Consider the following 26,370-nt stretch of genomic DNA (forward strand, 5'->3'; position numbering starts at 1 on the left):
ATGAACCCAGCAGAACAATTGGCGCGAATCCAGCAAGCCATGCGCGCCGGCAACGTCGGGACCTGTACCCAACAACAACTCGAACGGATCAGCCGTGATCTAAAAAATACGACCCCGCGCGGGCAAGGCCCTTCGTGCGCCCCGGCGGCGGGAACCCCGCGTGCGGTGGCACAACCGGCCCAAAAACCCGCGCGTACCGGTCCCGAACTGATCGCGATCATCGGCTGTGCCGGGTTTTTGCCGCAATCGGCCTCGGTACGGGCTTTTTGGCAGGCACTCGACGCGGACCGCGCCCTGATCGAAACCATTCCCGCCACGCGCTTCGACTGGCGGACCATGTTCGCGCCGGGCGAAAAGAGCGACAGCCGCTGGGGTGGTTTTGTGCCCAACCCGCGCGCCTTCGATCCACACTTCTTCGGCATCCTGCCCGCCGACGCCGAGCTCATGGACCCGCGCCAACGGCTTTTGTTTACCGCGGTCTACCAAACCCTGGAAGACGCCGGTTATGCACCGACCCAACTCAAGCAAAGCCGAACCGGGGTGTTTGTCGCGCTGGAAGACAACGACTACGCCCATCTGCTCGCCGAACAGGGTTTGCACGGCCAAGGCCCGGACCAAAGCGCCTGCCTGTTGCCCAACCGCCTCTCCTACCATTTTGACTGGCGCGGTCCCAGCGAGGTGGTCGACACCATGTGTTCCGGCGCCGCCGTCGCCTTGCACCGCGCCGTTTGCGGCTTGCGCCTCGGCCAGATGGACACGGCCGTGGTCGCCGCCGCCAATGTGATCCTGCGCCCCGAACCCTTTATCACGCTGTCGCGCTTGGGCCATATGAGTCCCGAACCCACCGTGCGTTCCTTTGGCGCCGACGCGCGCGGCCATGTTCGCGCCGAGGCCGCGATCAGCCTGTTGCTGAAACCGCTGTCCCGCGCCGAGGCCGACGGCGACCACATCTACGCGCTGATTCGCAACACCGCCGTCAATTACAACGGCCGCGGCGGAACCTCCATGGCCGCACCCAACCCATCCGCCCATGCCGACGTCATCCGAGATTGTTACCGCGGCGCCGCCGTCGATGTGCGCCGCATCGGCTACATCGAAGCCCAGGGCATGGGGAATCCCGTCGCCGATCTGGCCGAATGGCGCGCCACCAACCGCGCCTTGCGCGACCTCGCCGCCGAGCAAGGGGTGACCTTGCCCGCGGGGAACTGCCGGGTCGGCACCCTCAAACCCATGACCGGTCACATGGAAGCCGCCTCCGCGCTCGGCGCCTTGCTCAAAATCATCCGCACCTTCCACACCGATACGGCCCACCAAATCCGCGACCTGGTCACGCCCCACCCCGATTTGGATTGCGACGGCACGCCCTGTCGCCTGCTCCAAGAAACCGAAAGTTGGCCGGAACAGGAACAACCGCGCCTCGCCGGCCTCCACGCCTACGGCACCGGCGGCAACAACGCCCACATCCTGGTGGAAGAATACCGCGCACCACAACGCGCGGCGGCCAAGGTCGCTACCTGGGTCGCGCCGCTTTCGGCCGCCGGTGAAGGCGCGTTGGACCAACGGGTCGCCGACCTCAAACACTTCCTCACGGAGGAGAAGGGCGTCAACCCGGCCGACCTGGCCTTTACCCTGCAACACGGGCGGACCCACATGGAATACCGCGCCGCCTTCATCGCGCCGTCGCGCGCGGCCCTGATCGCAACCATGGACGCCTACCTCGCGGGCGATCCCACGGTCCGTGCCGAGGCGGCCTCCCACCAGGCCTGGCGACAAGCGGTTCCCCCCACGGCCGCGCAACGCGCTGAATCGGTGCGCCGCCTGCCGCTGCCGGTGTACGGCTTCGAAACCCAAGACTATTGGTTCGACCAAAAAACCCCGTCCACCGCGAGCCAAACCACGCACCAGGGTGGCGGCGAGATTCGGGTCCGCGATTACCTGGTCGCCAAGCTGGCCGAACTCCTGCGCCTTCCGCCGGAACACATCAAAACCGACAAACACCTCCACGACTACGGCATCGATTCGCTCAAGGGCACCGATCTGATTCGCGGCCTGGAAAAAACCTTCGGCTGCCGCATTCAGGGCCGCGATCTGCTGGCCCATCCGGCCGTCAACGACCTCGCCGCCTTCGTCGCCGGCCAAGCTAGCGTCGCGCCGGCGTCACTGCTGGAAGCCGCGCCGGCTGCTGCCGAGGAACCCCGCGCCTTTCCTCTTTCGGCCAACCAACGGGGTTTGTGGTTGTTGCAAAAACAGGATCCCCACCAAACCGCCTACAACTTTCCCCTCGGCCTGCGCCTGTGCCACCGCATCGAGGTCGCCCGCTTCCGCCAAGCCTGTGCCTTTCTGCTCGCGCAACATCCCATCCTCAGTCATACCTTTACCGAACAGGACGGCACCCTCGTTCAGCGCGCCAATCCCGCTGCCCCGGTCCCCTTGCAACAGGAAGACCTTTCCCACTTGAACGCCGACCAGGTTCAGGCGCTGCTGCGCGAACGGGCGCGGATTCCGTTTGATCTTGCCGAGGACCTGCCCATTCGCTGCTTCTTGTTTCAACGCGATTCGGAATGGATCGTCTTGCTCGTCCTGCACCATATCGTGACCGACGGTTTCTCGATCCCCACGCTCTACGCCACCCTGCTGGACGCCTACCAAAGCTTATTGCGCGGCGACACCCCCGATCCCGTGCGCTCGGCCGACCAGACCTTCCAAGCTTACGTAGCTAGAGAAGAAACCTTGCTCGCGGGGAACGCGGGCACCCTGCTGCGTGACTGGTGGCACCAACAGCTCGCGGGTCGTTGGCCAAGGCTGAACCTAGCGAGCGAGCAACCCCACCCCGACAGCGCCGCCACGCGCGGCGCCGTTCATCAAGTGACCCTCGGCCCCGAATCAGCACGCGCTTTGACCCTCTTCGCCCGCGCGGCCCGTGTCAACCCGGCCCCGCTGTTCCTGGCGCTGTTGCAAACGCTGCTCTACCGCACCAGCGGACAAAAGGACCTGGTCGTCGGCATGCCCGCCCGCTCGCGCCCCGAGGGTTTTGAAAACACCATCGGTTATTTCACCAACCTGTTGCCGATCCGCGCCCACGGCTTTGCCGGTCGTTCCTTCAGCAACCTGTTGCAGCAGACCCAACTCGCCGTACTGGACGCGCTCGACCACGAGGCCTTGCCCTTCCCCGAAATCGTGCGCGGTTTGGCCGTGGAACGCCACGACCTCGGCCCGATTTTCCAAGTGCTTTTTGAATACCAAAACTTCTTCAGCGAAGACGACCTGGACCAACTCCAGGCACGTTATCCCGAAATGAAACCCGAATTTCTGACCGACCTCCACCAGGAAGGCGAGGCCCCACTGACCTTGGAGGTCGTGCGCGGGACAGCCGGCTTTTTGTTGAATTTCAAATACGATCCCGCGCTTTTTTCCGAGGCACGCATCCAGCGATTCGCCGAGCATTACCGCGCTGTCGCCGAGGCGGTCGTGGCCGACCCCGGCCAACCCTTGGAAGCGCTGCCCCTCTTTTCCGCGGCGGAACGCCAGGAACGCGCCGCGTGGAACCCCGCCGAAACAGCCTATCCCCGCCGCGGCGTCCACGAATTGTTCGCGGACCAGGCCGCGCGCCGCCCGGACGCGCCGGCGCTGCAATGCGGTGAAACCGAACTGAGTTACGCGACACTGAACCGGCGCACCGACCAACTTGCCGGTTACCTGCAAACCCTGGGCGTGAAAGCCGGCACCCGCGTCGCCGTGTGTATCGGCCGCTCCGAACAGGTTGTGGTCGCGATGTTGGCCGTGCTCAAGGCCGGCGGCGCCTACGTCCCCCTCGACCCCAACTTCCCGGAAAACCGCCTGACATACATGTTGGAAGACAGCGATGCGCTGATGGTCCTCACCGAGGCCCGTCACCGCGCCAAGGTGACCGAACTCCTGCAAACCCAAATTCCCGTGCTGGCACTGGACACCGAATGGCCGCTGATCACCGCCGCAAACCGGCCGCCCGCGCCCGTGCTGTCCGGCGCCGATCACCCCGCTTATGTGATTTACACGTCCGGGAGTTCCGGGCAACCCAAGGGCGTGATCATTCCCCATCGCGCCCTGACCAACTTCCTGTGTTCCATGGCCGAAACGCCGGGCATCACCGCGGGCGACCGACTGCTGGCCGTCACCACCGTGAGTTTCGATATCGCCGGTTTGGAACTGTTCCTGCCGCTGATTCGCGGCGCGGTTTGCCTGCTCTGCCCCGAGGGGATCGCGGCCGACGCCGAACAACTCAAAAACGAAATCGCCCGTAGCAAACCCACCCTGATGCAAGCGACCCCGACCACCTGGTCCATGTTGTTCCACGCGGGTTGGCGCAATGCCGAGCGGGTGCGCCTGTTGTGTGGCGGCGAACCCCTGCCGGAATCCTTGCGCCGCCGGTTCCTCGCCGCCGACAGCGAGGTTTGGAATGTGTACGGCCCCACCGAAACCACCATTTGGTCGTCCTTGGCGCGGCTGCGTGAGGAGGGACCGATCCACATCGGCACCCCGCTTGCCAACACAGAGATTTTTATTCTCGGCCATCATTTGGCGGAAATGCCGGCCGGCGCCGCCGGTGAGTTGTGCATCGCGGGCGACGGCCTCGCCGACGGCTACCACAACCGGCCCGACCTCACCGCCGACCGTTTTGTCCCACACCCCTTCCGCGCGGGCCAACGCCTCTACCGTACCGGCGATCTCGCCCGTCGCCTGCCGGACGGCAGCCTGGAACACCTGGGCCGCATGGATTTTCAGGTCAAGGTACGCGGCTACCGCATTGAACCGGCCGAAATCGAAGCGCGCCTCGCCCAGCATCCTGGGGTGCGTGAATGTGTGGTGGTCGCCCGTGAGGACCAGGGAAGCAGCCACCTGGTTGCCTGGTACCAGCCCGCGGAGACCGCGCCCGACAGCCGCGCCCTCGCCGCCCATCTCGCCGCCGACCTACCGGCCTACATGATTCCCGCCCTGTTCCTGCCGCGCGCGCGCTTGCCCCGCACCAACAACGGGAAAACCGACCGCAAGGCCTTGATGGAATGCCCGCTTGTTGCGGTCGAAGAAAGCACCTCGCCGCAAACCGAACCCTTGGAACAAGCCGTGCTCGCGATCTGGCGCGCGGTCCTGCCCGTCCCGGTGAACAGCACCGACGAGGGGTTCTTTGAAATGGGCGGCGACTCCTACCGCGCGGTGCTGTTGGCCGAACGCATCAGCGAAACCTTCGCCATCCACTTCACCACCACCGACCTGTTCCGCCACACCAGCGTGCGCGCCATGGCCAAACACATCGCCGCGTGCCGACCCGCCGTGCCGACAGCGCCCGCCCCGCCCGTGGTTGCCGTTGAAAACGTGAAGCCCCACCGCCCCAACCGGGAAAACGACAGCCTGGCCGTGATCGGGATCTCCTGTCACTTCCCCGACGCCGCCGACCACCACCAGTTCTGGCAGAACCTCCGCGCCGGCCACGACAGCGCCCGCTTCCTCAACCCCGCCGAGCTGCGCGCCGCCGGCGTGGACGAAGCACTGATTAACAGCCCCGATTTTGTGCCCCTGCAGCAAACCATCACCGACAAATACCGCTTCGACAACGACTTTTTCCGAATTTCCCACAAAAACGCCCGCGCCATGGATCCGCAAATGCGCCATCTGCTTCAGCACGCCTGGGCCACGCTGGAAGATGCCGGGTACACGCCCGAGGCCGTCCCCGAAACCGGGGTCTACATCGCCACCAGCAACAGTTTTTACCAGGCGCCGCTCTACCAAGGCGCCGTCGACCTCTACGATCCCGATGCCTACGTGGCCTGGGTGCTGGCACAACCCGGCGCCGCCGCCACCATGATCGCCTACCAACTGAACCTGCACGGGCCTGCTTACGCGGTCCACGCCAACTGCTCCTCCTCTCTGGTCGGGCTGCACGCGGCCTGGCAAAGTCTGCAACTGGGCGAAACCCGCCAAGCCCTGGTCGGCGCCGCCAGCCTGATGCCCGCCAACAAAACCGGTTACCGCCACCGCGCCGGCCTCAACTTCGCCGCCGACGGCCGCTGCAAAGCCTTTGACGCCGCCGCCGACGGCATGGTCGGCGGTGAAGGCGTGGCCGTGGTACTGCTCAAACGCACCGCCGACGCGCTGGCCGACGGCGACCACATCTACGCGCTCCTGCGCGGCATCGCCTTGAACAACGACGGCCGCGACAAGGCCGGCTTTTACGCGCCGAGCATTCAGGGCCAAGCCGAGGTCATCCGCAAGGCCCTTGGCGACCACATCGACCCGGCCACCATCGGGTACGTCGAAGCCCACGGCACCGGCACCCGCCTGGGTGATCCCATCGAAATCGCGGCACTCACCGAGGCTTGGAACCTGGAGCAACGCCAAACCTGCGGCATCGGTTCGGTCAAATCCAACATCGGTCACCTGGACACCGCCGCCGGGCTGGCCGGGCTGGTCAAGGTGGCCATGAGTTTGTACCACGGCGAACTGGCGCCGACCCTGCACGTCACCCAACCCAACCCGGCCATCGATTTCGCGGCAACGCCTTTTTATGTGGTCGACAGCGCACGCCCCTGGCCAAAAACCACGGGTCCCCGCCGCGCCGCGCTCAGTTCCTTCGGCCTCGGCGGCACCAATACCCACGCCGTGCTGGAGGCCGCCCCGCCAAACCCCACACCAAAACCGCTCGACGGGCCCTTCCTCCTCGTCTTTTCCGCCGCCGATGACGATCGCTTGCGCACCCGCGTCGCCCTGTTCCGCGATTTCATCGCACACCAAACCGACCTGGATTTGGGCGCCGTCGCCTACACGCTCCAAGTCGGCCGCAAGGCCATGGCGTCGCGGCTCGCGTTGGTGGTGGACGACGCAACCGCGTTACGCCAAAAACTGGACGCGTTTTTGGCGGACGGCGACACGGGCGACCTGTTCCTCGGTACCGCAACCATGGAAAACGCGCCGATCCCCAAAGGCGCCAAAAACAATCGCAATTTGAAAGCGCTGGCGAAACAATGGGTCACCGGCATGCCCGTCGCTTGGGCCGACCCCTACCCGGAACCACGTCCGCGCCGGGTAAGCCTGCCGACCTATCCCTTTGCCGGCGAATTTTTTGATCTCGCCCCCAAAACAACGGCACCACCCGCCCCGCGTCTCCATCCGCTGCTGCACCGGGAAAACCACAAAAACGGGGCTCACTACTGCGCCTCGTTTCACGGTTGCGAGCCTTTTCTGACCGACCACCGGGTAAACGGGCAACCCGTGCTCCCCGGCGTCGCCTACCTGGAAATGGCGCGTTTCGCCGCCAACCACCGGCAGGCGTTCTCAAACCCGAAACTGCGCAATGTGGTTTGGATGCAACCGCTGACCGTGGCGACCGACCCACAAGCCGTGCGCCTGCGGCTCATCCCCGAGGGCGACCGGTTGCGTTACGTCATCGAAGCCACGCGGGCCGACGGCGAATCGGTAACCCACGGTCAAGGCCTGATCGAACCCGGCCAACCCGATGCGGCGCCGCCGCCCCGCGATCTGACCCGCTTGCAGCGCGAAATCAACCACCGGCGTTTTTCCGCCCAAACCTGTTACGCCGCCTTTGCCGAGCACGGCATCCACTACGGGCCGAGCCACCGCGGCTTGGTATGGGTCGCCGCCGACGCGGCCGAACCCACCCGGCTGTTGGCAAAACTGCACCTGACCGAGCTGGGCGACCCGGCTTATGTGCTTCATCCCGGCTTGCTGGACGCCGCGGTTCAAGCCTCCATCGCGTTCGACCGCGACACGCCGAACCCCGTGCTAACCCTGCCCTACGCTTTGGCGGAAGTCGACCGGTTCCGTCCCTGCACCAACAGCATGTGGGCCGTCCTCCAGCGCCGCGACCCAACACCCGAGGCACCCATGGACATCGAACTGCTCGATGACCACGGCCGCGTCTGCGTGGTGATGAAGGCTTTGGTCAACCGCCCCGTCGCGGCAAACCAAGAAAACACCGGCTTGGGCGAACAGCTTCACCTGGAAACCCCGGTTTGGGATGTGGTGAAACCCGAGATCTCGGTGCCGTCTCCCGCCCCGACCTTACTCGTGGGCGGCAGCACCCGGCAGCAGCGCGAACTTTTGGGCAAATTCCCCGACCTGCGTTTGATCGCCGCCGATGAACTCGTTGCGGTTCTGAGCGAAAGCAACACGCCCGTCGCCCACCTGGTATGGATCGCGGCCGACGAGGCGCCCGCGGCCGGTCAAACCCCGGCTGAAACGGCGGAAGCCGGCATTTTACGCCTGTTCCGTTTGGTTAAAACCCTTTTGTCCAAGGGTTACGGCGCGCGCAAGTTAACCCTAACCCTGGTCACCAGCGCCGCCGTCTCCGTTTTTCCCGGCGAAGCGGTCGACCCAACCTTCGCCACCGTTCACGGCTTCGGCGGCGCCTTGGCGCGGGAGTTCCGCCACTGGCACGTGCGCCTTTTGGATGTTGCGGCCGACACGCCTTTGCCGGAAACACTGACCCAAATCCAACCGGCGCCGCGCGGCGCCACCCTCGCCTACCGCGCCGGCCAATGGTTCGCCCCACGCTTGGAACCCGTACGCGATCTGGGTCAAACCGAGAGTGATCCCTACCGCGAGGGCGGCGTCTATGTCGTCGTCGGCGGTGCCGGTGGGATTGGCGCCGCGTGGAGCCGCCGCATCATCGCAAGCCACAAGGCCCATGTCTATTGGCTGGGCCGTCGCCCCGCCGAGGCAACCGCCCAGGCACGCCGCGACGCCACCGTCGGCGACAACGCGCCCACCTACATCCAAGCCGACGCCGCCGATCCACGCGCGCTTGAACGTGCACGGGCCACCATCCTCAAACAACACCCACGCATCGACGGCACCATCCACGCCGCCTTGGTTCTCGACGACGGGAGCCTGACCAAACTCGACGAACAACGCTTCACCCGGGTGCTGCGCGCCCGCGTCCACGTGGCCGTCCATGCCGCCAGCGTCCTGCAACCCCGTGACTTCCTGCTGTTCCTGTCGTCCATGACCTCTTTTGACCGCGACGCCGGGCAAAGCAACTACGCGGCCGGCTGCACCTTCATGGACGCCTACGCCCAATTTTTGGCCCAAAACGAGGACGCCCTGCCCGAAACCTGCCGGGTCCGCGTCGTGAACTGGGGTTATTGGGGTAGCATCGGCGCGGTGGCCACGCCGGAATACCGCGCGCGCATGCACCAGGCCGGCATCGGTTCCATCGAACCGGACGAGGGGCTGACCCTGATGGAACACCTCCTGCGCGGCACCCTGCCGCAATTGGCCGTTCACAAAACGACAAATGCCGAAACGCGCAAAACACAAGGGTTTGTCCAGGCCTACCCCGAAACCATTCCGTCGCTCTTGGCGAAAGGTACCCCGCCCAAGCCGGCCAGGTTGCCGAGCCCGCCTATTCAGGCCTTTGACACCGCGATGCTTGAATTGTTGTGGGCCGTGCTCCACCCACTTTGCCCCGCGACAAGCTTCCAGCCGAGCGCCTTGGTTGCACGCGAAGACGCCACCTTGCAACGCTGGTGCGCGGAAAGCTGCCGATTACTGGCGCAACAAGGTGTACTTGAAGCCACAACAAGCGGCTACCGCGTCGTCCGCCTTCCCGCCGCGGACGCTTGGCAGACCTGGAACAACCGGAAAAACACCTTCGCGGCCGATCCAACCATCGCGCCCCAGGTCACCTTGGTTTCCTTTGTCCTCGAAGCCCTGCCCGACATGCTTGCGGGCCGCCGCCGCGCCCACGAGGTGCTGTTTCCCAAGGCCGCCATGGAACGGGTCGAAGGCGTTTACAAAAACAACCCGGTCGCGGACACCTTTAACAATCTGCTCGGCGACGCCCTGATCGCCTGGTTCAAACAACGGCTGATCCACGAGACCTGCACCGACTGTGTCCGCGAGACCAGGACCACCTGCGACAGGGTGACCCCGATCCGCATTTTGGAAATCGGCGCGGGCACCGGCGGGACAAGCGCGGGCCTGCTGCCCCGCTTGCAAGCCTACGCGGGATTTATTGAAGAATACGCCTATACCGACCTTTCCCACGCGTTCCTCAAACACGCGCGGGAACATTACGCGCCGGGTCGGCCTTGGCTAAAAACCCATTTGTTCGACGCGAGTAAACCACTAGAACTACAAAACATTGAGCCAGGAAGCTACGATGTGGTGGTCGCCACCAACGTGCTACACGCCACCGCCGATATTCGCCAAACCCTGCGCAACACCAAGGCCGCCCTCAAGAAAAACGGGGTTTTGTTCCTCAACGAAATCAGCAGCCAGGTTCTTTTCGACCACCTGACCTTTGGGCTTTTGGACGGCTGGTGGCTCGTCAAAGATGCGGAACTGCGGTTGCAGGGCTGTCCGGGCTTGGCGCCGGAGATGTGGGCGAGGGTTTTGGCGCAGGAAGGATTTAACCACATTGGCTTCCCGGCCGAATCAGCCCATCACCTGGGCCAACAGCTTGTGGTGGCGGAAAGCAACGGCATCGTGCGCCAACCGCTTGCCGACCCACAACCGACCGTTTCGGCACAACACCCGCAAACCACTGTTTCGCCTCAGCTTCCGCAAAGCACTGTTTCGGAACAGCTTCCACAAGCCACCGTTTCGCCGCGGTCGCCGCAAGCCACCGTTTCGCCGCGGTCGCTGCAAACCACCGCGGCAGCCGCACCGGATTCGGCGGAACGCGTGGCCGACATCATTCGGGCAAGTCTGGCCGAAGCACTGGACATGCCGGTCGCCCGTATTCAAGATCAGCGCGGTTTTGCCGACATCGGCGTCGACTCCATCACCGCGGTGGGTATTGTGAACCACATCAATGAAACCTGTGGCTTGCTGCTCCCAACCACGGTTTTGTTTGATTACCCCAACGTGAACCAGTTGGCCGAATTCATTGGGAGCCGGCACCAACCGATCCTTGTGGCAGAAAACACCCCAACCGACTCAATCCTGCCGGCAGAACCGGAACCGGACCGGCGCGCGCGGATTCGCGACTGTATCGCCGCGTCCCTGGAGATGCCCGCGAGCAGCATTCGCGACGACCGCCCCTTCTCCGAATACGGGGTCGACTCCATCGTCGCCGTCGAACTGGTCAACCGCATTAACGACGCCTTCAACACGCTGCTGCAAACCACGGTGTTGTTCGACCACAACAGCGTCGACCGTTTGAACGACCATCTCGCAAGCCTGCAACCCGGCTTACCCACGCCGGCCCCAACCGCGATGCCCCACCGGAAAACGACCGCGGGAGCCCCGCCGATCACGAACCCGGGAGCCCCACCGGCAACAGCACCAACCGAACCCGGTCACTTCCGCCATTTACAGGTGCGCGGGCCCGGTGCGGTTGACGACCTCGTGTGCACCACCGCGCCGTGCCCTGCCTTGGGGCCCGATGAGGTGCGCATCGCCGTCAAAAGTTTTTCGCTGAATTTTGCCGACTTGCTCTGCGTGCGCGGTTTGTATCCCAACATGCCGCCGTATCCCTTCACCCCGGGCGACGAGGCCGCGGGCCTGGTTGAAGCCGTCGGCGACGCCGTCACCCGTTTCCAACCCGGCGACGCGGTGGTGTGTTTGACGCCCGGGTGCCACGCCGAACGCGTCACCTGCCCGCAAGACCGGGTTTATCCCAAACCGGCCGCCTTGTCTTTTGACGAAGCCTGCGCGCTGCCGATGGTTGCCCTGACCATGCTCCAAGCCTTCCGCAAGGCCGACCTGCAACCCGGCGAACGCATCCTGATCCAAACCGCGGCGGGCGGGATCGGCCTGATCGCGGTGCAATTGGCACAACAGGCCGGCGCCGAAATCTTCGCCACCGCCGGGTCCCAAACCAAGCTCGATTATCTGCGCGAGCTGGGCGTTCACCACGGCATCAACTACCGCGAAACCGATTTCGAACGGGAAATCCAACGCCTGACCGGCGGCGAAGGCGTCGATGTGGTGATCAACACCCTCGCCGGCGATGCGGTCCAAAAAGGTTTGAACTGCCTGGGTTCCGGCGGGCGTTACATTGAAATCGCCATGGCCGCGCTCAAGTCGGCCCGTTCAGTGGACCTCTCCGTGCTCAACCGCAACCAGGCCTTTTTCAGCATCGACCTGGGTTTGCTGCGCGGCGAACGGCCCGAGCGCATTCGCCGCACCTGGGCCGAAATGGACGACCTGGTGGCACGAGGAGTGCTCCGCCCCACCATCGGCCGCACCCTTCCCTTTGAACACTGGCGGGAGGCCTACCGCGCGCTGGATAACCGCGAAAACATCGGTAAAATCGTGGTCCAAGTCCCCGCGACCACCGCACCCACGGACAACCACACCAACCACAGCACCAACAGCGCCAACAGCCGGGCCCGCCGCGAATCGGCACCCAGTCTGGAACCCATCGCGATTATCGGCGTCAGCGCGCGTTTTGCCCAATCCCCGGATGTGGACGCCTTCTGGCGGCACCTTGCCGCGGGTGACAACCTGGTCGAAAAAGTGACCCGTTGGGACCTGGGTCCCGAGAACCCGGCGCGGCCGCGCTGTCGTCACGGCAGCTTTTTGGAAGATTACGACCAATTCGACGCGGGTTTCTTCAACATCAGCGAGGAAGAAGCGCTGTACATGGATCCGCAACAGCGCCTGTTCTTGGAGGAAACCTGGAAGGCCTTGGAAAACGCGGGCCACTGCGGCGAGGCCGTGCGCGGCAGCCGCTGCAGCGTTTACGTGGGCGCCATTCGCGGCGACTACCCACAACTCTTCCGCGAAACGCCGCCGGCCCATGCCTTCTGGGGCAACGAGGCCTCGGTGATCCCCGCCCGCATCGCCTACCTGCTCGACCTGCACGGCCCGGCCGCCGCCGTCGACACCGCCTGCTCCAGTTCACTGAGCGCGGTGCATTACGCCTGCACCGATTTGTGGACCGGCCAAGCCGAAACCGCGGTCGCGGGCGGCGTGTTCATCCAACCCACGCCCGAGTTTTACCGCGCCTCAAACGACGCCGACATGTTGTCGCCCAGCGGGCGTTGCTACAGTTTCGACGAACGCGCCGACGGGTTCGTGCCAGGCGAAGGGGTGGGTGCTTTGGTGCTCAAACCTTTGAGCAAAGCCCTCGCCGACGGCGACCACATCCACGGCGTCATCCACGGCAGCGGCGTCAACCAGGACGGCGCCACCAACGGATTAACCGCGCCCGGCGCGCGTTCCCAGGAACGGCTGCTGCGCGCGGTGTACCAACGGTTTGGCATCGATCCCGAACAGATCACCCTGGTGGATGCCCACGGCACCGGCACCCGCCTCGGCGACGCCATCGAATTCGAAGCGCTGACCCGCGCCTTCGACAGCAACAAAACCGGTTTTTGTGCACTGGGTTCGGTCAAAACCAACATCGGGCACGCCTCGACCGCATCCGGGTTGTCCGGGCTCATCAAAGTGCTTTCCGCGCTGCGCCACCAACAAATCCCGCCGTCCCTGAACTTCCAATCCTCCGCGCTTCCCATCGATAACAGCCCCTTTTTCATCAACACCACCCTTCGCGATTGGAAGGTCCCCGCGGGCCAAACGCGCATCGGCGCCGTCAGTTCCTTTGGTTTTAGTGGGACCAACGCCCATGTGGTCCTTGGCGAGGCGCCCCGCGTGAACCGGCGTCACGCGCACAAATCAGCTTGGCTGATCGCGCTTTCGGCACGGAGTCAAGCGGCGTTGCGCCACCGTGTCGCCGACCTGGTGGGTCACCTCGAACAAGAAACGGATCACGACCTGGGCAACATCAGTTATACGCTGCTGACCGGCCGCACCCATCACCATCACCGCCTCGCCTGCGTGGTGCGCTCAATCGATGATTGCCTTCAAACCCTCACGGCCTGGCTGGAAACGGGCGATGCGGCCCGCGTCGCGGTCGGCGAGTTGCCGGAAGGCCGCGCCGGTCGCCGCGATGAACGGGGCGACCAATGCATCAAAACCTGTCGCACCACGGTGGAAACCGAGTCGCTTCTGCGCGAGGTACGGGATCGCTACGTGCAGGGCTTCCGTTTGGCGTACGCCGATTTGTTCGCCGCGGGTTTTAGCAAAGTACCGCTGCCGACCTACCCGTTTGAACGCAAGCGCTATCTGCCCGACACCCAACCAAGCTCGGATCAAATCCCAACCCCCGCGGCAGACACGAACCTGGCTTGCCCGGATACCGACACGGACGAACCGCGGGTCCTCTGGTTGCGTACCTGGATCGCCGCCGCCCTGCAGCAACCCCTTGAACGCATCGCGACCAACCTCAGTTTCTTTCAAATGGGGCTCGACTCGGTCCAACTCCATGCCTTGGCCGGCGAACTCCAGCAACGTGTCGGTCGTTTTTCCACCACCCTGCTTTTCGAATACGTCTCCATCGCCGATTTGGCCAATTACCTGGCCGAACACCATCCCGACTGCCACTTTGCGTCCCAGACCGGACCCAACCAAACCGCACCAACCCGTCCAACACCCAAACCGAACCGGCAAACACACGCAAAACGGCAGGCCACCGCGGCCAACCACGCCCACACCGGCATCGCCGTCGTCGGCATGTCCGGTGCCTTCCCGAACGCCGCCGACCTCGACGCCTTTTGGCAAAACATCCTCGCCGGTGCCGATTGCATCACCCCCGTACCCGCGGGCCGCTTCGGCGAAGCAAGCGAACCCGACCCCGCCTGGGTCGGCGGCTTTTTAGCCGACATCCACCACTTCGATCCGCTTTTCTTCGGCATCTCCCCGCGCGAAGCCAAACTCATGGACCCGCAACAACGGCTGCTGCTGCGCCACCTGTGGCAGGCATTGGAAGACGCGGCCATCCCACCGGACCGGCTGCGCCGCCGCCCCACCGGGGTGTTCACGGCCTTGACCGCCGACGCGGGTTACGAACGCCAAGCGCGCCGCAACGACCCCGACGCCCATACCTTGTCGGTACCCGGCGCCGCCGCCCTGCCCAACCGAATTTCCCAGTTCCTGGATCTATGCGGCCCGAGCAGCAACGTGGAAAGCACCTGTAGTTCTTCCTTGCTGGCGCTCCACCTCGCCGTGCAGGCCGTCCAAAGCGGGACCTGCGACCAAGCTCTGGTCGGCGGCGTCCATTTGATCCTCTCGCCCGAGGGTTACCTCGAGGACGAACACATGGGTAACCTCAGCACCCATGGCCGCGTCCGTTCCTTCCAAGCCGAGGGCGACGGTTACGTGCGCGGCGAAGGTGTCGGCGCGGTGGTCCTCAAACGCCTGGACCTGGCGGAAGCGGACGGCGACCGCATCCACGCCGTCATCCGGGGCACGGGTGTGGCCCACGGCGGCCGCGCCATGTCGCTCACCGCGCCCAACGCCAAGGGCATGCGCCGCGCGGTCGCCAATGCCTTGGCCGGTCCGATCCAACCCGCCGACCTCGACTACATCGAAGCCCACGGTACCGGCACCTTGCTCGGTGACAGCATTGAAGGCGAAGCGCTTCAAACCGCCTATGGGCAACAAGGACCACTTAACCCCGAGCAGCCGATCCACATCGGCTGTGTCAAACCCTTGATCGGCAACAGCGAAATCGCCTCCGGTATGGCCGAGTTCCTCAAAGTGGTTCTCGCTTTGCGCCACAAGATGCTGCCGGGCATTCCGGGTTTCACCCAACCCCACCCACAAATCAACCTGACGCCGCCCTTTTGTATCACGGCAAAACACCAAGCCTGGCCACAACGCACCGACGCATCGGGTCAACCGCAACCACGCCGCGCCGGCATCAACAGCTACGGCGTTTCAGGTGTGAACGCCCACCTGGTTCTCGAAGAACCACCGCCGCGGCCGGTCAGGCGCCAAGCCCCATCGCCGCCCCACATCATCGTCCTCTCGGCGCCGAGTGAAGAACGGCTCAGGGTGGCCGCCGAACAACTTGCCGGCTTTGTACGCGAGCGTTGCGAAACCCATTCCCAAACCGTTTTCAGCGAGACCCTGCGTCGGGAAACGGCCGCGCTTTTGGAAGTGGACCCCGATTTATTCGATCCAAACCAACCCCTGGGCGAGCTCGGTCTCGACGCGCCGCAACGCTTTATGCTCCACCACAACCTGTGTGAAGCGCTGGACCACCATCTGCCACTTGACCCCTTCACGCGTGCCGAAACCGGCGCCGACTTGGTCGCCGCCTTGGCCGACCACAACGAACTTGCCCAAAACCTTTCCCACGGGGAAACAGTCTGCTTCCTCGCCGACCTAGCCTACACGTTGCAAATCGGCCGCGAGCCCATGGCGCATCGGCTCGCGCTGGTGGTAACGAACACCGCGGCCCTGACGGCGGCCTTGGAACAATGGTCGACCGGCAAAACCGCCGCCGACTGTTACCAGGGCGATACCGAAACAGAGACCGCACCCAGCTCGGTTTTGGGCTTAGCAACGGAACAGGAGCCCGCCCGGATCGCGCGGCACTGGGTCCAAGGCGGCGCGGTCGATTGGCACAACGAACAACGCCCGGCCCGGCGCATCGCCGCGCCCGGGTATCCCTTCCGCAAGGAAACCTTTCCCATTTGCGGATCGCGGCCACAACCGCCGGCCCCCAGCCCTACCCCGACAAGAACGCCCTGGAGCGGCATCGATTGGTTGCGCCACACCATCGCCGCCCTTCTCGACATTCCGGCGGATCAATTGCCCCACCGCAAACCGCTGTTTGAGCTGGGTTTCACGTCCTTGGGCGCCCTCTCCCTCAAAGCCGCCCTGGAACAGCACAGCGGCCAAACCTGTTCCCTTGCCGAAATCGATATCTACGCATCGCTCGAACGCTTGAGCAAACAGCTCAACCTACCCACAAACGCGGTAGCAGCCGCGCACGCCGCGGTGGTCCCCGAAATCGTACCCGACCCAGCAGCCCGTTTTGAACCTTTCCCGCTCAACGACATTCAGGAATCTTTCCTGCTCGGGCGCAACCTCGGCCTCAAAGAAGACCGGGTCGGCTGCCACATCTACCTCGAACTCACCTTCACCGATCTCAACATCTACCGCCTCAACCAAGCGTGGCAAAAATTGATCGATCATCACGACATGTTGCGGGTGGTCATCGGCAACGACGGCACCCAGCAAGTGCAACCAACGGCAAGCTATCGGTTCCGCGCCGCTGATTTGCGCCGCAAAACCGAGTCGGACCGTCAGACACAATTAAAGACCGTGCGTGATCGCATGGCCCACCAGGTTTACGAGGTCGGCCGTCACCCGTTGTACGAAATTCGCGTCTGCCTGTGTCCCGACCGGCAAATCGTGCATTTCAGCATGGACGAATTGGTGGTGGACGCCGCCGGCATCGACCTGTTGTTCGGGCAATGGCAAGCACTGTACCGCGATCCTGAGACCGAACTGCCGCCAACGGAAATCAGCTTCCGCGACGTGGTGCTCGCCTTAAAACGCTTTGAACAAACGCCGCGCTACCGCGAAGACCTAGCCTTCCACCTGGCAAAGCGCAAACAACACCCCTTGCCTTACGGGCCGGCCCTCCCGCTGCGCACCCACCTGGCCCAAAGCGGCAACCGGTTTAGCCATGTCACCGAGCAGCTTGCCCCACACGCGTGGCACGCGCTCAAACAACAGGCCGCGCGGGCCTCGGTTTCGCCCAGCGCCCTGGTGCTCGGCGTGTTCACCGCCGTGTTGCACGCCTGGTGCGGTCCCCATCCCTTCTCGCTGATTTTGACCCGCGCCAACCGCGAGGGCCTGCATCCCGATGTGTCGCGCCTCGTCGGTCCGTTCATTTCAACGGGCATCCATGTCACGCCGGCGCAAGGCCCGCTCGGACAGGTCATCCGCGAAACACAGACGCGGTTGATTGAGGATTTGGACCACGGCAGTGTCAGCGGCATTCGCCTCTTGCGCGAATTGCGCCGCCGCCGGCTTATCGACAAACGCCACTTCCTGCCGGTGGTGTTCACATCACTGCTGGGCCACGCACCCGTGGACGGCGACACCGGCTTTAGCCGGCACCTGTCGTATTTCCAGACGCAAACCCCCCAGGTTTACCTGGACCACCAAATCCGCGAACAGGATGAAGCCCTGGTGTTGCGCTTCGACGTCATCAAAGAATATTTTGAGCCGGGCGTGGTTGACGCCCTGTTTGAACAATACCTAACCGTTTTGGGTCGTCTGGCCGCCGAAGCCAACTGGGACGCCGCCGTCGCCGCGCCCCCTCCCTCACGCCCACGAGCCGAAACGCCCGAAACCCCGGCGCGCGACACCACGACCTTCCCGCTGACCGACCAACAACAGGCCTACGCCTTCGGCCGCTCGCAATTTGGGGCCGGCACCAACACCCAGGTTTACACGAGCTACGACGCCGAGGTGCTGGACGTACCCCGATTGGAACGGGCCTGGGCGCGGGTAATGGCCGCCCACGACATGTTAACCACCCGCATCCTCGGCAACGGCACGGCCCAACCGATGGCGCACGCCGAGTATCGAATCGCGGTGACCGACCTGCGCGAAGGGGACGCATCGGCGCGTCGGGCGCAACTGGCTCAGATCGAAACCGACATGATGGCGCGCATTTGCCCGCTGGACAGTTGGCCCTATTTCGAAATTCGCGTATCGCGCTTGCCGGAGGGATGGCGCATTCACCTCGCCGTCGACATGATCATCGCCGACGGTCCCAGCATCGACCTGCTGCTCAACGACCTGTTCGCGTTTTACCGTCGCCCCGATTTGTTTGTGCCGGCACCCGCCTACCGGTTCCGTGATTACATGGCCGCGCAAAGTGCGTACCGCGGCAGTGAACAGTTCCTTGCCGGCCAGGCCTACTGGCGCGAACGCTTCCGCAACATGCCGTCAGGTCCCGTGTTCGCGGGAAAAACCGAAGGCGCGCCCCAAACGACCCAACGTTTGACCGCAACCCTTGATGGCTGGTCCGTGGCGCGCGAATTTGCCGAACGGCTTTCGGTAAGGCCGGGCATGATTCTGCTCACCGCCTTTGCCGATGTGCTGGCCGCCCACGCGGTGCATCTCCCCTTCACCCTGGTGATCCCTTGCTGGCAGCGGCCACCGCTGCACCCCGCGATTGACGAGGTGGTCGGCGACTTCACCGCCATGAGCTGGTTGGTAGTGGATCAGCCGCGCGGCTCATTCGAAGCGCGGGTGCGCCACAACCATGCCGCTGTCCAGCAGGACCTCAACCATGGCCGTGTCAGTGGCTTGAGTGCGCTGCGCCGGGTTACGGCCAAGCGCGACTTGGCCTTCCCGGTGGTGTTTACCGACCTCAGCATTCACCCCAACCCTGAATTGCCCGAGGGTTTCCGCGCCGGTCCCTCGCTGAGCCGCACCCCGAATGTCCACCTCGACAACATCAGTTCCGAACACGGCGACCGCTTGGACCTCGCCTGGGACGTGCAACCCGCCGCGCTCCCCCTCGAGACGGCCACGCGTTTGTTTGCCGCCTACCACGAACTGCTCACCGACCTCGTCCGCGATCCCGCCGCCTCGCGCCGCGAGATCCACCCATCCCAACCCCGCGACGATTCAGCCGTCGTGGGCGTCAAACTGGAGTCGGCGGAATGAACCTTTCCTCTTGCCTTCACGAACTCATCGAACAACAGCTCGCCGCCACCCCGGATGCGCTCGCCTTGGTTTACAGCGGCGACGGCGCCACCCTGACCGCCGGCGAATTGAACCGCCGCGCCAACCGGTTGGCTTGGTACCTGCGCGGGCTGGGGGTCGGCCCCAATGTGTTCGTGGCGATCCTGATGGACCGCGGCCTTGAGGCGATGGTTGCCTTCCTGGGTGTCCTCAAAGCGGGCGGCGCCTATCTGCCGCTGGATCCCGATCATCCGCAAGAACGCCTGACCATGATCCTTGAGGACGCCGATGTGCCGGTGGTGCTCACCGCGGCCAACCACGCCGCCCGGGTCGCCGATTACGATGGTACCGTCCTGGAACTGGACGGGCCCACGCCGGCTTTGGCGGAAGAACAGGCGGCGGATCCGCCGCCGTTCGCCACCCCCGACGACGCGGCTTATGTGATCTACACCTCTGGATCTACCGGCAAACCCAAGGGTTGCATCATCCCCCACCGCGCCATCGTCAACCGCCTGGTTTGGATGAAAAACCAATACAAGGTGAGCGAGCAAGACCGCATCCTGCAGAAAACCCCCTTCACCTTTGACGTCTCGGTGTGGGAACTGTTCCTCCCTATGTTGAGCGGCGCGCGGATGGTCATCGAACGGCCGGGCGGCCACAAGGACAATGCGCGGCTGATCCAAACCATTTGCGCCGAGGGCGTCACCATCTGCCACTTTGTACCGTCGATGCTGCGTTTTTTCCTCAACCAAAACGGGGTTGAAGGCTGCCGTTCCCTGACGCGGGTGTTCACCAGCGGGGAAGCGCTCAGCCACGAAAGCGTGGTTCGGTTCCGCGCGCTTTTGCGCGCCGAATTACACAACCTCTACGGCCCAACCGAGGCCGCGGTCGACGTCAGCTTTTGGCCCTGTGTGCCGCGAGCCGACCACATCGTGCCCATCGGCAAAGCCATCGACAACATCCACCTGCACATCCTCGATCCCGAGGGCAAACCGGTGGCGACGGGTGAAACGGGCGAGTTACACATCGGCGGTGTCGGCTTGGCGCTGGGTTACCTGAACCGACCGCAACTGACGCGACAGAAATTTATCCGCGATCCCTTTGATCCCGATCCACGCGCACGCCTCTACAAAACCGGCGACAAGGTGCGCCTGTTGGACGACGGCAACATCGCCTTCCTCGGTCGCTTCGATTTTCAGGTCAAGGTACGCGGTTTGCGCATTGAATTGGGCGAAATCGAAGCGGTTCTGCGCCGTCATCCGGCCGTGCGCGAGGCGGTCGTCCTGGTGCGCGAGGCCGACAGCGACGATCCACGCCTGGTGGCCTACCTCGAAACCAACCAAGCGGTAACCACCCACAATCTGCGCGCCTTCGCCAAAACCAAATTACCCGAGTACATGGTGCCGAATCAGGTGGTTACTCAGGACAAGCTGCCGGTAACCCGTCACGGCAAGGTCGACCGCGCCGCCTTGCCATGGCCGATCACGAAAACCCAAAGCAACACCGGCGAACCTACCCCCACCGCGCAAGACGCGCCGCGGGAGCCGGCACCGGAATGGGTCGCCGTCCTGTTAGATATGTTCGGCGAGGCCCTAAATGTGGCCGATTTAGGCGCAGACGACGATCTCTTCGACCGCGGCGCCACCTCCTTCACCATGGTGCGCATCGTGGAAACCCTGCAGCTGGAGCACGGGCTCAGCGTGCCAATGGATGTGTTTCTCGACGCGCCCACCGCGGCCGGCATCGCCGCGGCAATTGCCAAGGACACGCCCGCTTCGACCCCGGTGGTGCCGGAACACCGCGCCCCGGCCGCCACCCTCCCAGCGCGATCAGCCGATCCCGAGCCGCCCAGCCTGCTCGCGCAACTCACCACGCTGGTCGCCGAAATCCTTCAAACCGAGGTGCAACCCGAGGACGACCTCTTCGATTTGGGCGCCACCTCCTTCACCATGGTGCGCATCGTGGAGCGCGTCCAAGAACAGTTGGGCATCACCTTGGCCATCGATGTGTTTCTGGACCAACCCACCCTGGCCGGCATCGCCAAACGCCTCGATCACGGCCGACCCGGCACTGCCGCCGCGCCGTCGTCCCCATCGCGGCCGGATTCACCTCGGACGATCACCCTCCCGAACCTTCCGGTCACCTCGGATCAAACGCCCACGCCGCCAAGCGAGGCGTTTCCCGTCGACCGCGGTCGGCTCGGTCGTTTCCTTTCCTTGCTCAAAAGCCACAACGGCAAGTACCGCCACGCTTCCGCCGGCGGCCTCAACCCCATCCGCGCCTATGTCCTCGTTCGCGCGGTCGTGGGCATGCAACCAGGAATCTATTACCACCATCCGGTGGATCATAGATTGGTGCCCGTCACGCGACCCGCGCGGATCTCGGCCGAGTTGTTTGGCGAACCCGACCGACAACGCTTTGCCGACGCGGCGTTTGCCGTGTTCCTCGTCGCCCACATGGATGCGATTGAACCTGTCTACCAAGACGCCGCCCCCAGCCTCACCGTCCTTGAGGCCGGTTACATCGCGCACCTGTTGACCGCCCACGCCTGCGACTTCGACCTCAGCGTCGCGGCGGTACGTGACCTAGCTTTCCAAGAAATCGCGACTTTGTTCCAACCTGAACCCAGCGAGCAGTTTCTCCTCTGCCTGTTGGGCGGGACAGCCGACATGCAAGCCGCGATCAACCCCTGGACCGCGGCGCGTCATACCGACAAGCAACCCAGCCTGGATTTCACCACCTTCCTCACCCGCGAAACCGGCACCTTTCCCACCCCGGAAATCAGCGAACGGCTGCATCGGGAAAAACCGGCCCTGCGCCGTTTTGACACCGGGCTGGAAGCGCTGAGCTTGGAAACGGCCCCGGTTGACCCCCGGCTATTCGCATTGCGGGCCAGCCGCCGCGCGTTTTTGGAAGAACCGGTACCTTTTGCTGATTTCGCCGCCTTCCTCAACCTGTTGCGACCCAACCCGACCCACGAACGCCAGGGGTTCACGCCCGCGCTTAAGATCGGCGTTTATGTGCCCGCCAACGGCGTGGTCGGCATCGACGCGGGTGTTTACCGCTACGACGCGGCCTTGGGTGAGCTGACGCGGGTTAAGCCGGCCTTGTCGCATCCCCTCAAACATTGCTACACCCCGTTCAACCGCAAACACGCCGCCCGCGCCCGCTTCGCCCTGTTCCTGTTCGCCGACGAACGCCGGCTCCGACCGCTGTTTGGCGAGAACAGCACCTACGCGGCGCTGCTGGAAGCGGGCCGCCTCGGTCAGTATTTAATGGAACAGCAGGCGCGCCATTCCATCGGGATCTGTCCCATCGGCGGCATGTTGTTCGACAAGATTCGCGGCGATTTTGGTTTGGCGGAAAACGAAAGCCTGGTTCACAGCTTCGTCGGCGGCCGTTTTGTGGCGTGCCCCCCGGCCACGCAAAAGCCGGCGGGGAACCGACAACCCGAAAGCGCAACCGCGATGCTGGACCTCGCCATTGTCGGCGCGGCGGGCCGTTTCCCCGGCGCCCCCGATTTGACCACCTTTGGCAAAAACCTCAAAAGCGGGAAAACCGCCTTCAGCACCCGCCGCTACGACGCCGACGGGCGTTACCACAACCAGGGCGGCGGCGAACATTTCGGCGGCTTTCTCGACGACATCGAACGCTTCGACTGCCTGTTTTTCGGCATCACCCCGGTTGAAGCACGCACCATGGACCCGCAGGAACGGCTGTTGCTGGAAACCGCCTACGCCTGTTTGGAAGACGCGGGCCTCCCGCCCCAGGTGTTGCGCGCTTCCGGCCGCACCGGCGTTTACGTGGGCGCGATGTGGGACGACTACCAACATTTCTCCTCGGACGCCGCGGGCCGACCCGAGGCGGAACAGGCCGCCGCCGATCACGCCGCCCTCGCCAACCGCATTTCCTACTGTTTTGACTTGCAAGGTCCCAGCGTCGCCGTCAACACCTCCTGCTCTTCCGCCTTAACCGCGCTGCACCACGCCTGTGTCGCGCTGCGCGACGGCGCGGTGGATGCCGCCTTGGTGGGCGGGGTGAACCTGATGACCCATAGCTACCACCAGGGATTGTTGCGCCACCTCGACATGCTCTCGCCGCGCGATCAGTGCCGCGCCTTTGACCGCGAGGCCGACGGCTGGGTCGCCGGGGAAGGCGTGGGCGCGGTGCTGGTGAAAACCCGGGCCGCGGCGGAGCGGGACGGCGATACCATCCACGCCTTAATTCGCGCCACCGGCATCGGCCACACCGGGCGCACCTTCCGCTTTGGTGCACCGGCCGCGGATTCCTTCCGCCGTTCCATTCAAGAAACCCTGGACCGGCACCAAATTGCGGCCGCTTCCATCGACACCGTCGAAGCCGCCGCGCCGGGTGCGGCCTTGGCCGACGCCGCCGAATTCAACGCGCTGAACGCGGTTTTTGCGGGCCACGCACCGCGGGTCGGCACCGTCAAACCCTCGGTCGGTCACTTGGAATCCGCCGCGGCGATGTCGCAAATCGCGCGGGTGCTGTTGCAGCTTCGCCACGGACAACGCTTCCCCAGCGCCGCGGTCGCGAACTGGAACCCCATGATCGAGCGGGGCGAAAACGGGCCCGAACTGGTCACCGAACTTGAACCTTGGCAGCCCAAATTTAACCCGGACGGTAGCGCGCAACCCCGACGCGCGCTGATCAACGCCTTCGGCGCAACCGGCGCCTCGGCGCACCTGGTCTTGGAAGAAGCGCCCGCCGCGCCCCGCGCGCCCCATTCCGGCCCGGTCCTGATTCGCCTTTCCGCGCAAACACCCGAACAACGGACACGCCAGGCGCGCAACCTGCTTGACTTCCTGAGCACCGAACCCAAACCGCGGCTCGTCGATATCGCCTACACGCTCGATATCGGCCGCGAGCACCGGCGCGAACGGGTCGCCTGGGTTGTCGACAGCGTCCCGTCCCTGCAAAAAGCACTGGCCCAATTCCTTGAAAACGGGGACGGCGCCTTCCTCGGTAGCGCGACCGCAAACGAAACCGCGGCGGTTCAAGCCGACGATCTGCACGGCGCCGCGCGCCAATGGGTCGCGGGTACCGCGGTGACGGTGCGCTACCCCGCCGATGCGCGCCGTGTCTCCTTGCCGACCTATCCCTTCGCCGGGGAGCGCCACCACATCGCCGCGCCGCGCCCCGGGCAAGCCGTGTTTGCCGGCGCCGCGCGCGACAACAACGACCCCGCCCATTCCGCGTTGCTAGAACGACTCAAAACGCTGTTCGCCGAGGTCACCGAAATCCCGCGCGTGCGGCTCGATGAGCAAGCCCGCTTCGATGCCTACGGCCTCACCTCGGCCATGATCACCCGCCTCACCGCCCGCCTGGAGGCGGAACGGGGCGAACTGCCCAAAACTCTGTTTTTCGAAGTCCAAACCTTGGCTGAATTGGCCGCCTACCTCGATTCAGGCAACGAATCTGTTGCAAAACCACGCGCAACAGCGACGCTGCCGCGCCACCTTCAGAACGAACCTGTTGCCGTTATTGGGGTTAGCGGCCGCTACCCCGGCGCGCCGAATCTTGACGCGTTTTGGGAGAATTTGAAGCAAGGTGTCGATGCGGTCGGCCCGCTGCCCGCGGATCGCTGGAACAACCTGAACCCACCCGCCGGCCCGGCCCCCCAGGGCGGGTTCCTCGACGACGTCTACGCCTTTGATCCGCTGTTTTTTAGCATCAACCCGCGCGAGGCCGAACGCATGGACCCGCAGGAACGGCTGTTCCTGCAAACCGTGTGGCACACCCTGGAAAACGCGGGTTATTCCCCGGAACGCCTGACCGAAACCTTCCAGCGCCGCGTCGGCGTGTTCACCGGCGTGATGTACGGCGAATACGCCTTGTTCAGCAATCCATCGCACCCGGACGGGCTGACCCTCAACAGCTCGCTCGGTTCCATCGCCAACCGCGTTTCCCATGTGTTGGACCTGCACGGCCCCAGCATGGCGGTCGACAGCTTGTGCTCCTCTTCCCTGACCGCGCTGCACCTTGCCGCGGCAAGTTTAGCGCGCGGCGAATGCGAGGCCGCTTTGGTCGGCGGCGTCAACCTCTCGCTCCACGCCAACAAGTACCAGCTTTTGAACGAACTCAACATGACCGCGGCGGACGGCCGTTGCCGCGGATTCGGCGCCGGCGCGACCGGAATGGTTCCCGGCGAAGGGGTCGGCGCCGTGCTGCTGCGTCCCCTGTCCGCCGCCCAACGCGACGGTGACCGCATCATCGGGGTGATTCGCGCCACCGCGGTCAACCACGACGGCCACACCCACGGCTTCACCGTCCCCAACCCCAACGCCCAGGCCGCCATGATCCGCGACGCCCTCGACCGCGCGGCCATCCCCGCCGCGTGGATTTCCTATGTGGAAGCCCACGGCACCGGCACGCCGCTCGGTGATCCCATCGAGGTCGCCGGGCTCACCCAAGCGTTTGCGACCGAGCAAACCAACACCTGCGCCTTGGGTACGCTGAAATCCAACATCGGTCACACCGAGGCCGCCGCCGGCATCGCCGGGCTCACCAAGGTGCTGCTCCAAATGCAGCACGCCACCCTGGTGCCCACCTTACACGCGGCCGAACCCAATCCCGACATCAACTTCGCCGCCGGCCCCTTCTTCCTACAACAGGAAACAACGGCTTGGCCGCGGCCGGTCGTGGACGGCCGCGAACGGTCGCGTTTGGCCTGTATCTCCTCGTTTGGCGCGGGCGGCGCCAACGCCCACGCGGTGCTGGAAGAAGCACCCGACAGGAAGCCCATCGATTCGATGGACCTCGGACCCGCCGCCATCCTGCTCTCCGCGCGCGATGAGGACGCGTTGCGCCGGGTGGTCGCCAACCTGCGCCGTTTCCTCGACCACCACC

2 protein-coding genes (1 of these 2 only partly in view) are annotated in these 26,370 nt (G+C 64.5%); both read left to right on the top strand.

Going from position 1 to position 26,370, the window contains the following annotated elements; genetic code table 11:
- Nucleotides 1–19,482 carry a non-ribosomal peptide synthetase gene (locus J3U88_RS12635; RefSeq protein ID WP_207859128.1) on the top strand — a complete coding sequence of 6,494 codons (19,482 nt, stop codon included), beginning with the start codon at nucleotides 1–3 and terminating at the stop codon, nucleotides 19,480–19,482.
- On the top strand, nucleotides 19,479–26,370 hold the 5' portion of the coding sequence (locus J3U88_RS12640; RefSeq protein WP_207859129.1) for an amino acid adenylation domain-containing protein. It continues 6,809 nt past the right edge of the window; 6,892 of the gene's 13,701 nt are visible here — the first part of the coding sequence; it begins with the start codon at nucleotides 19,479–19,481; its stop codon lies off the right edge, out of view. The genes J3U88_RS12635 and J3U88_RS12640 overlap by 4 nt, the downstream gene beginning before the upstream one ends.

Source organism: Acanthopleuribacter pedis, assembly GCF_017377855.1.
GTDB classification, from domain to species: domain Bacteria; phylum Acidobacteriota; class Holophagae; order Acanthopleuribacterales; family Acanthopleuribacteraceae; genus Acanthopleuribacter; species Acanthopleuribacter pedis.

Excerpts from the sequence above, each read along its gene's own strand:
- J3U88_RS12635 (WP_207859128.1), top strand. The coding sequence starts at position 1 with ATGAACCCAGCAGAACAATTGGCGCGAATCCAGCAAGCCATGCGCGCC.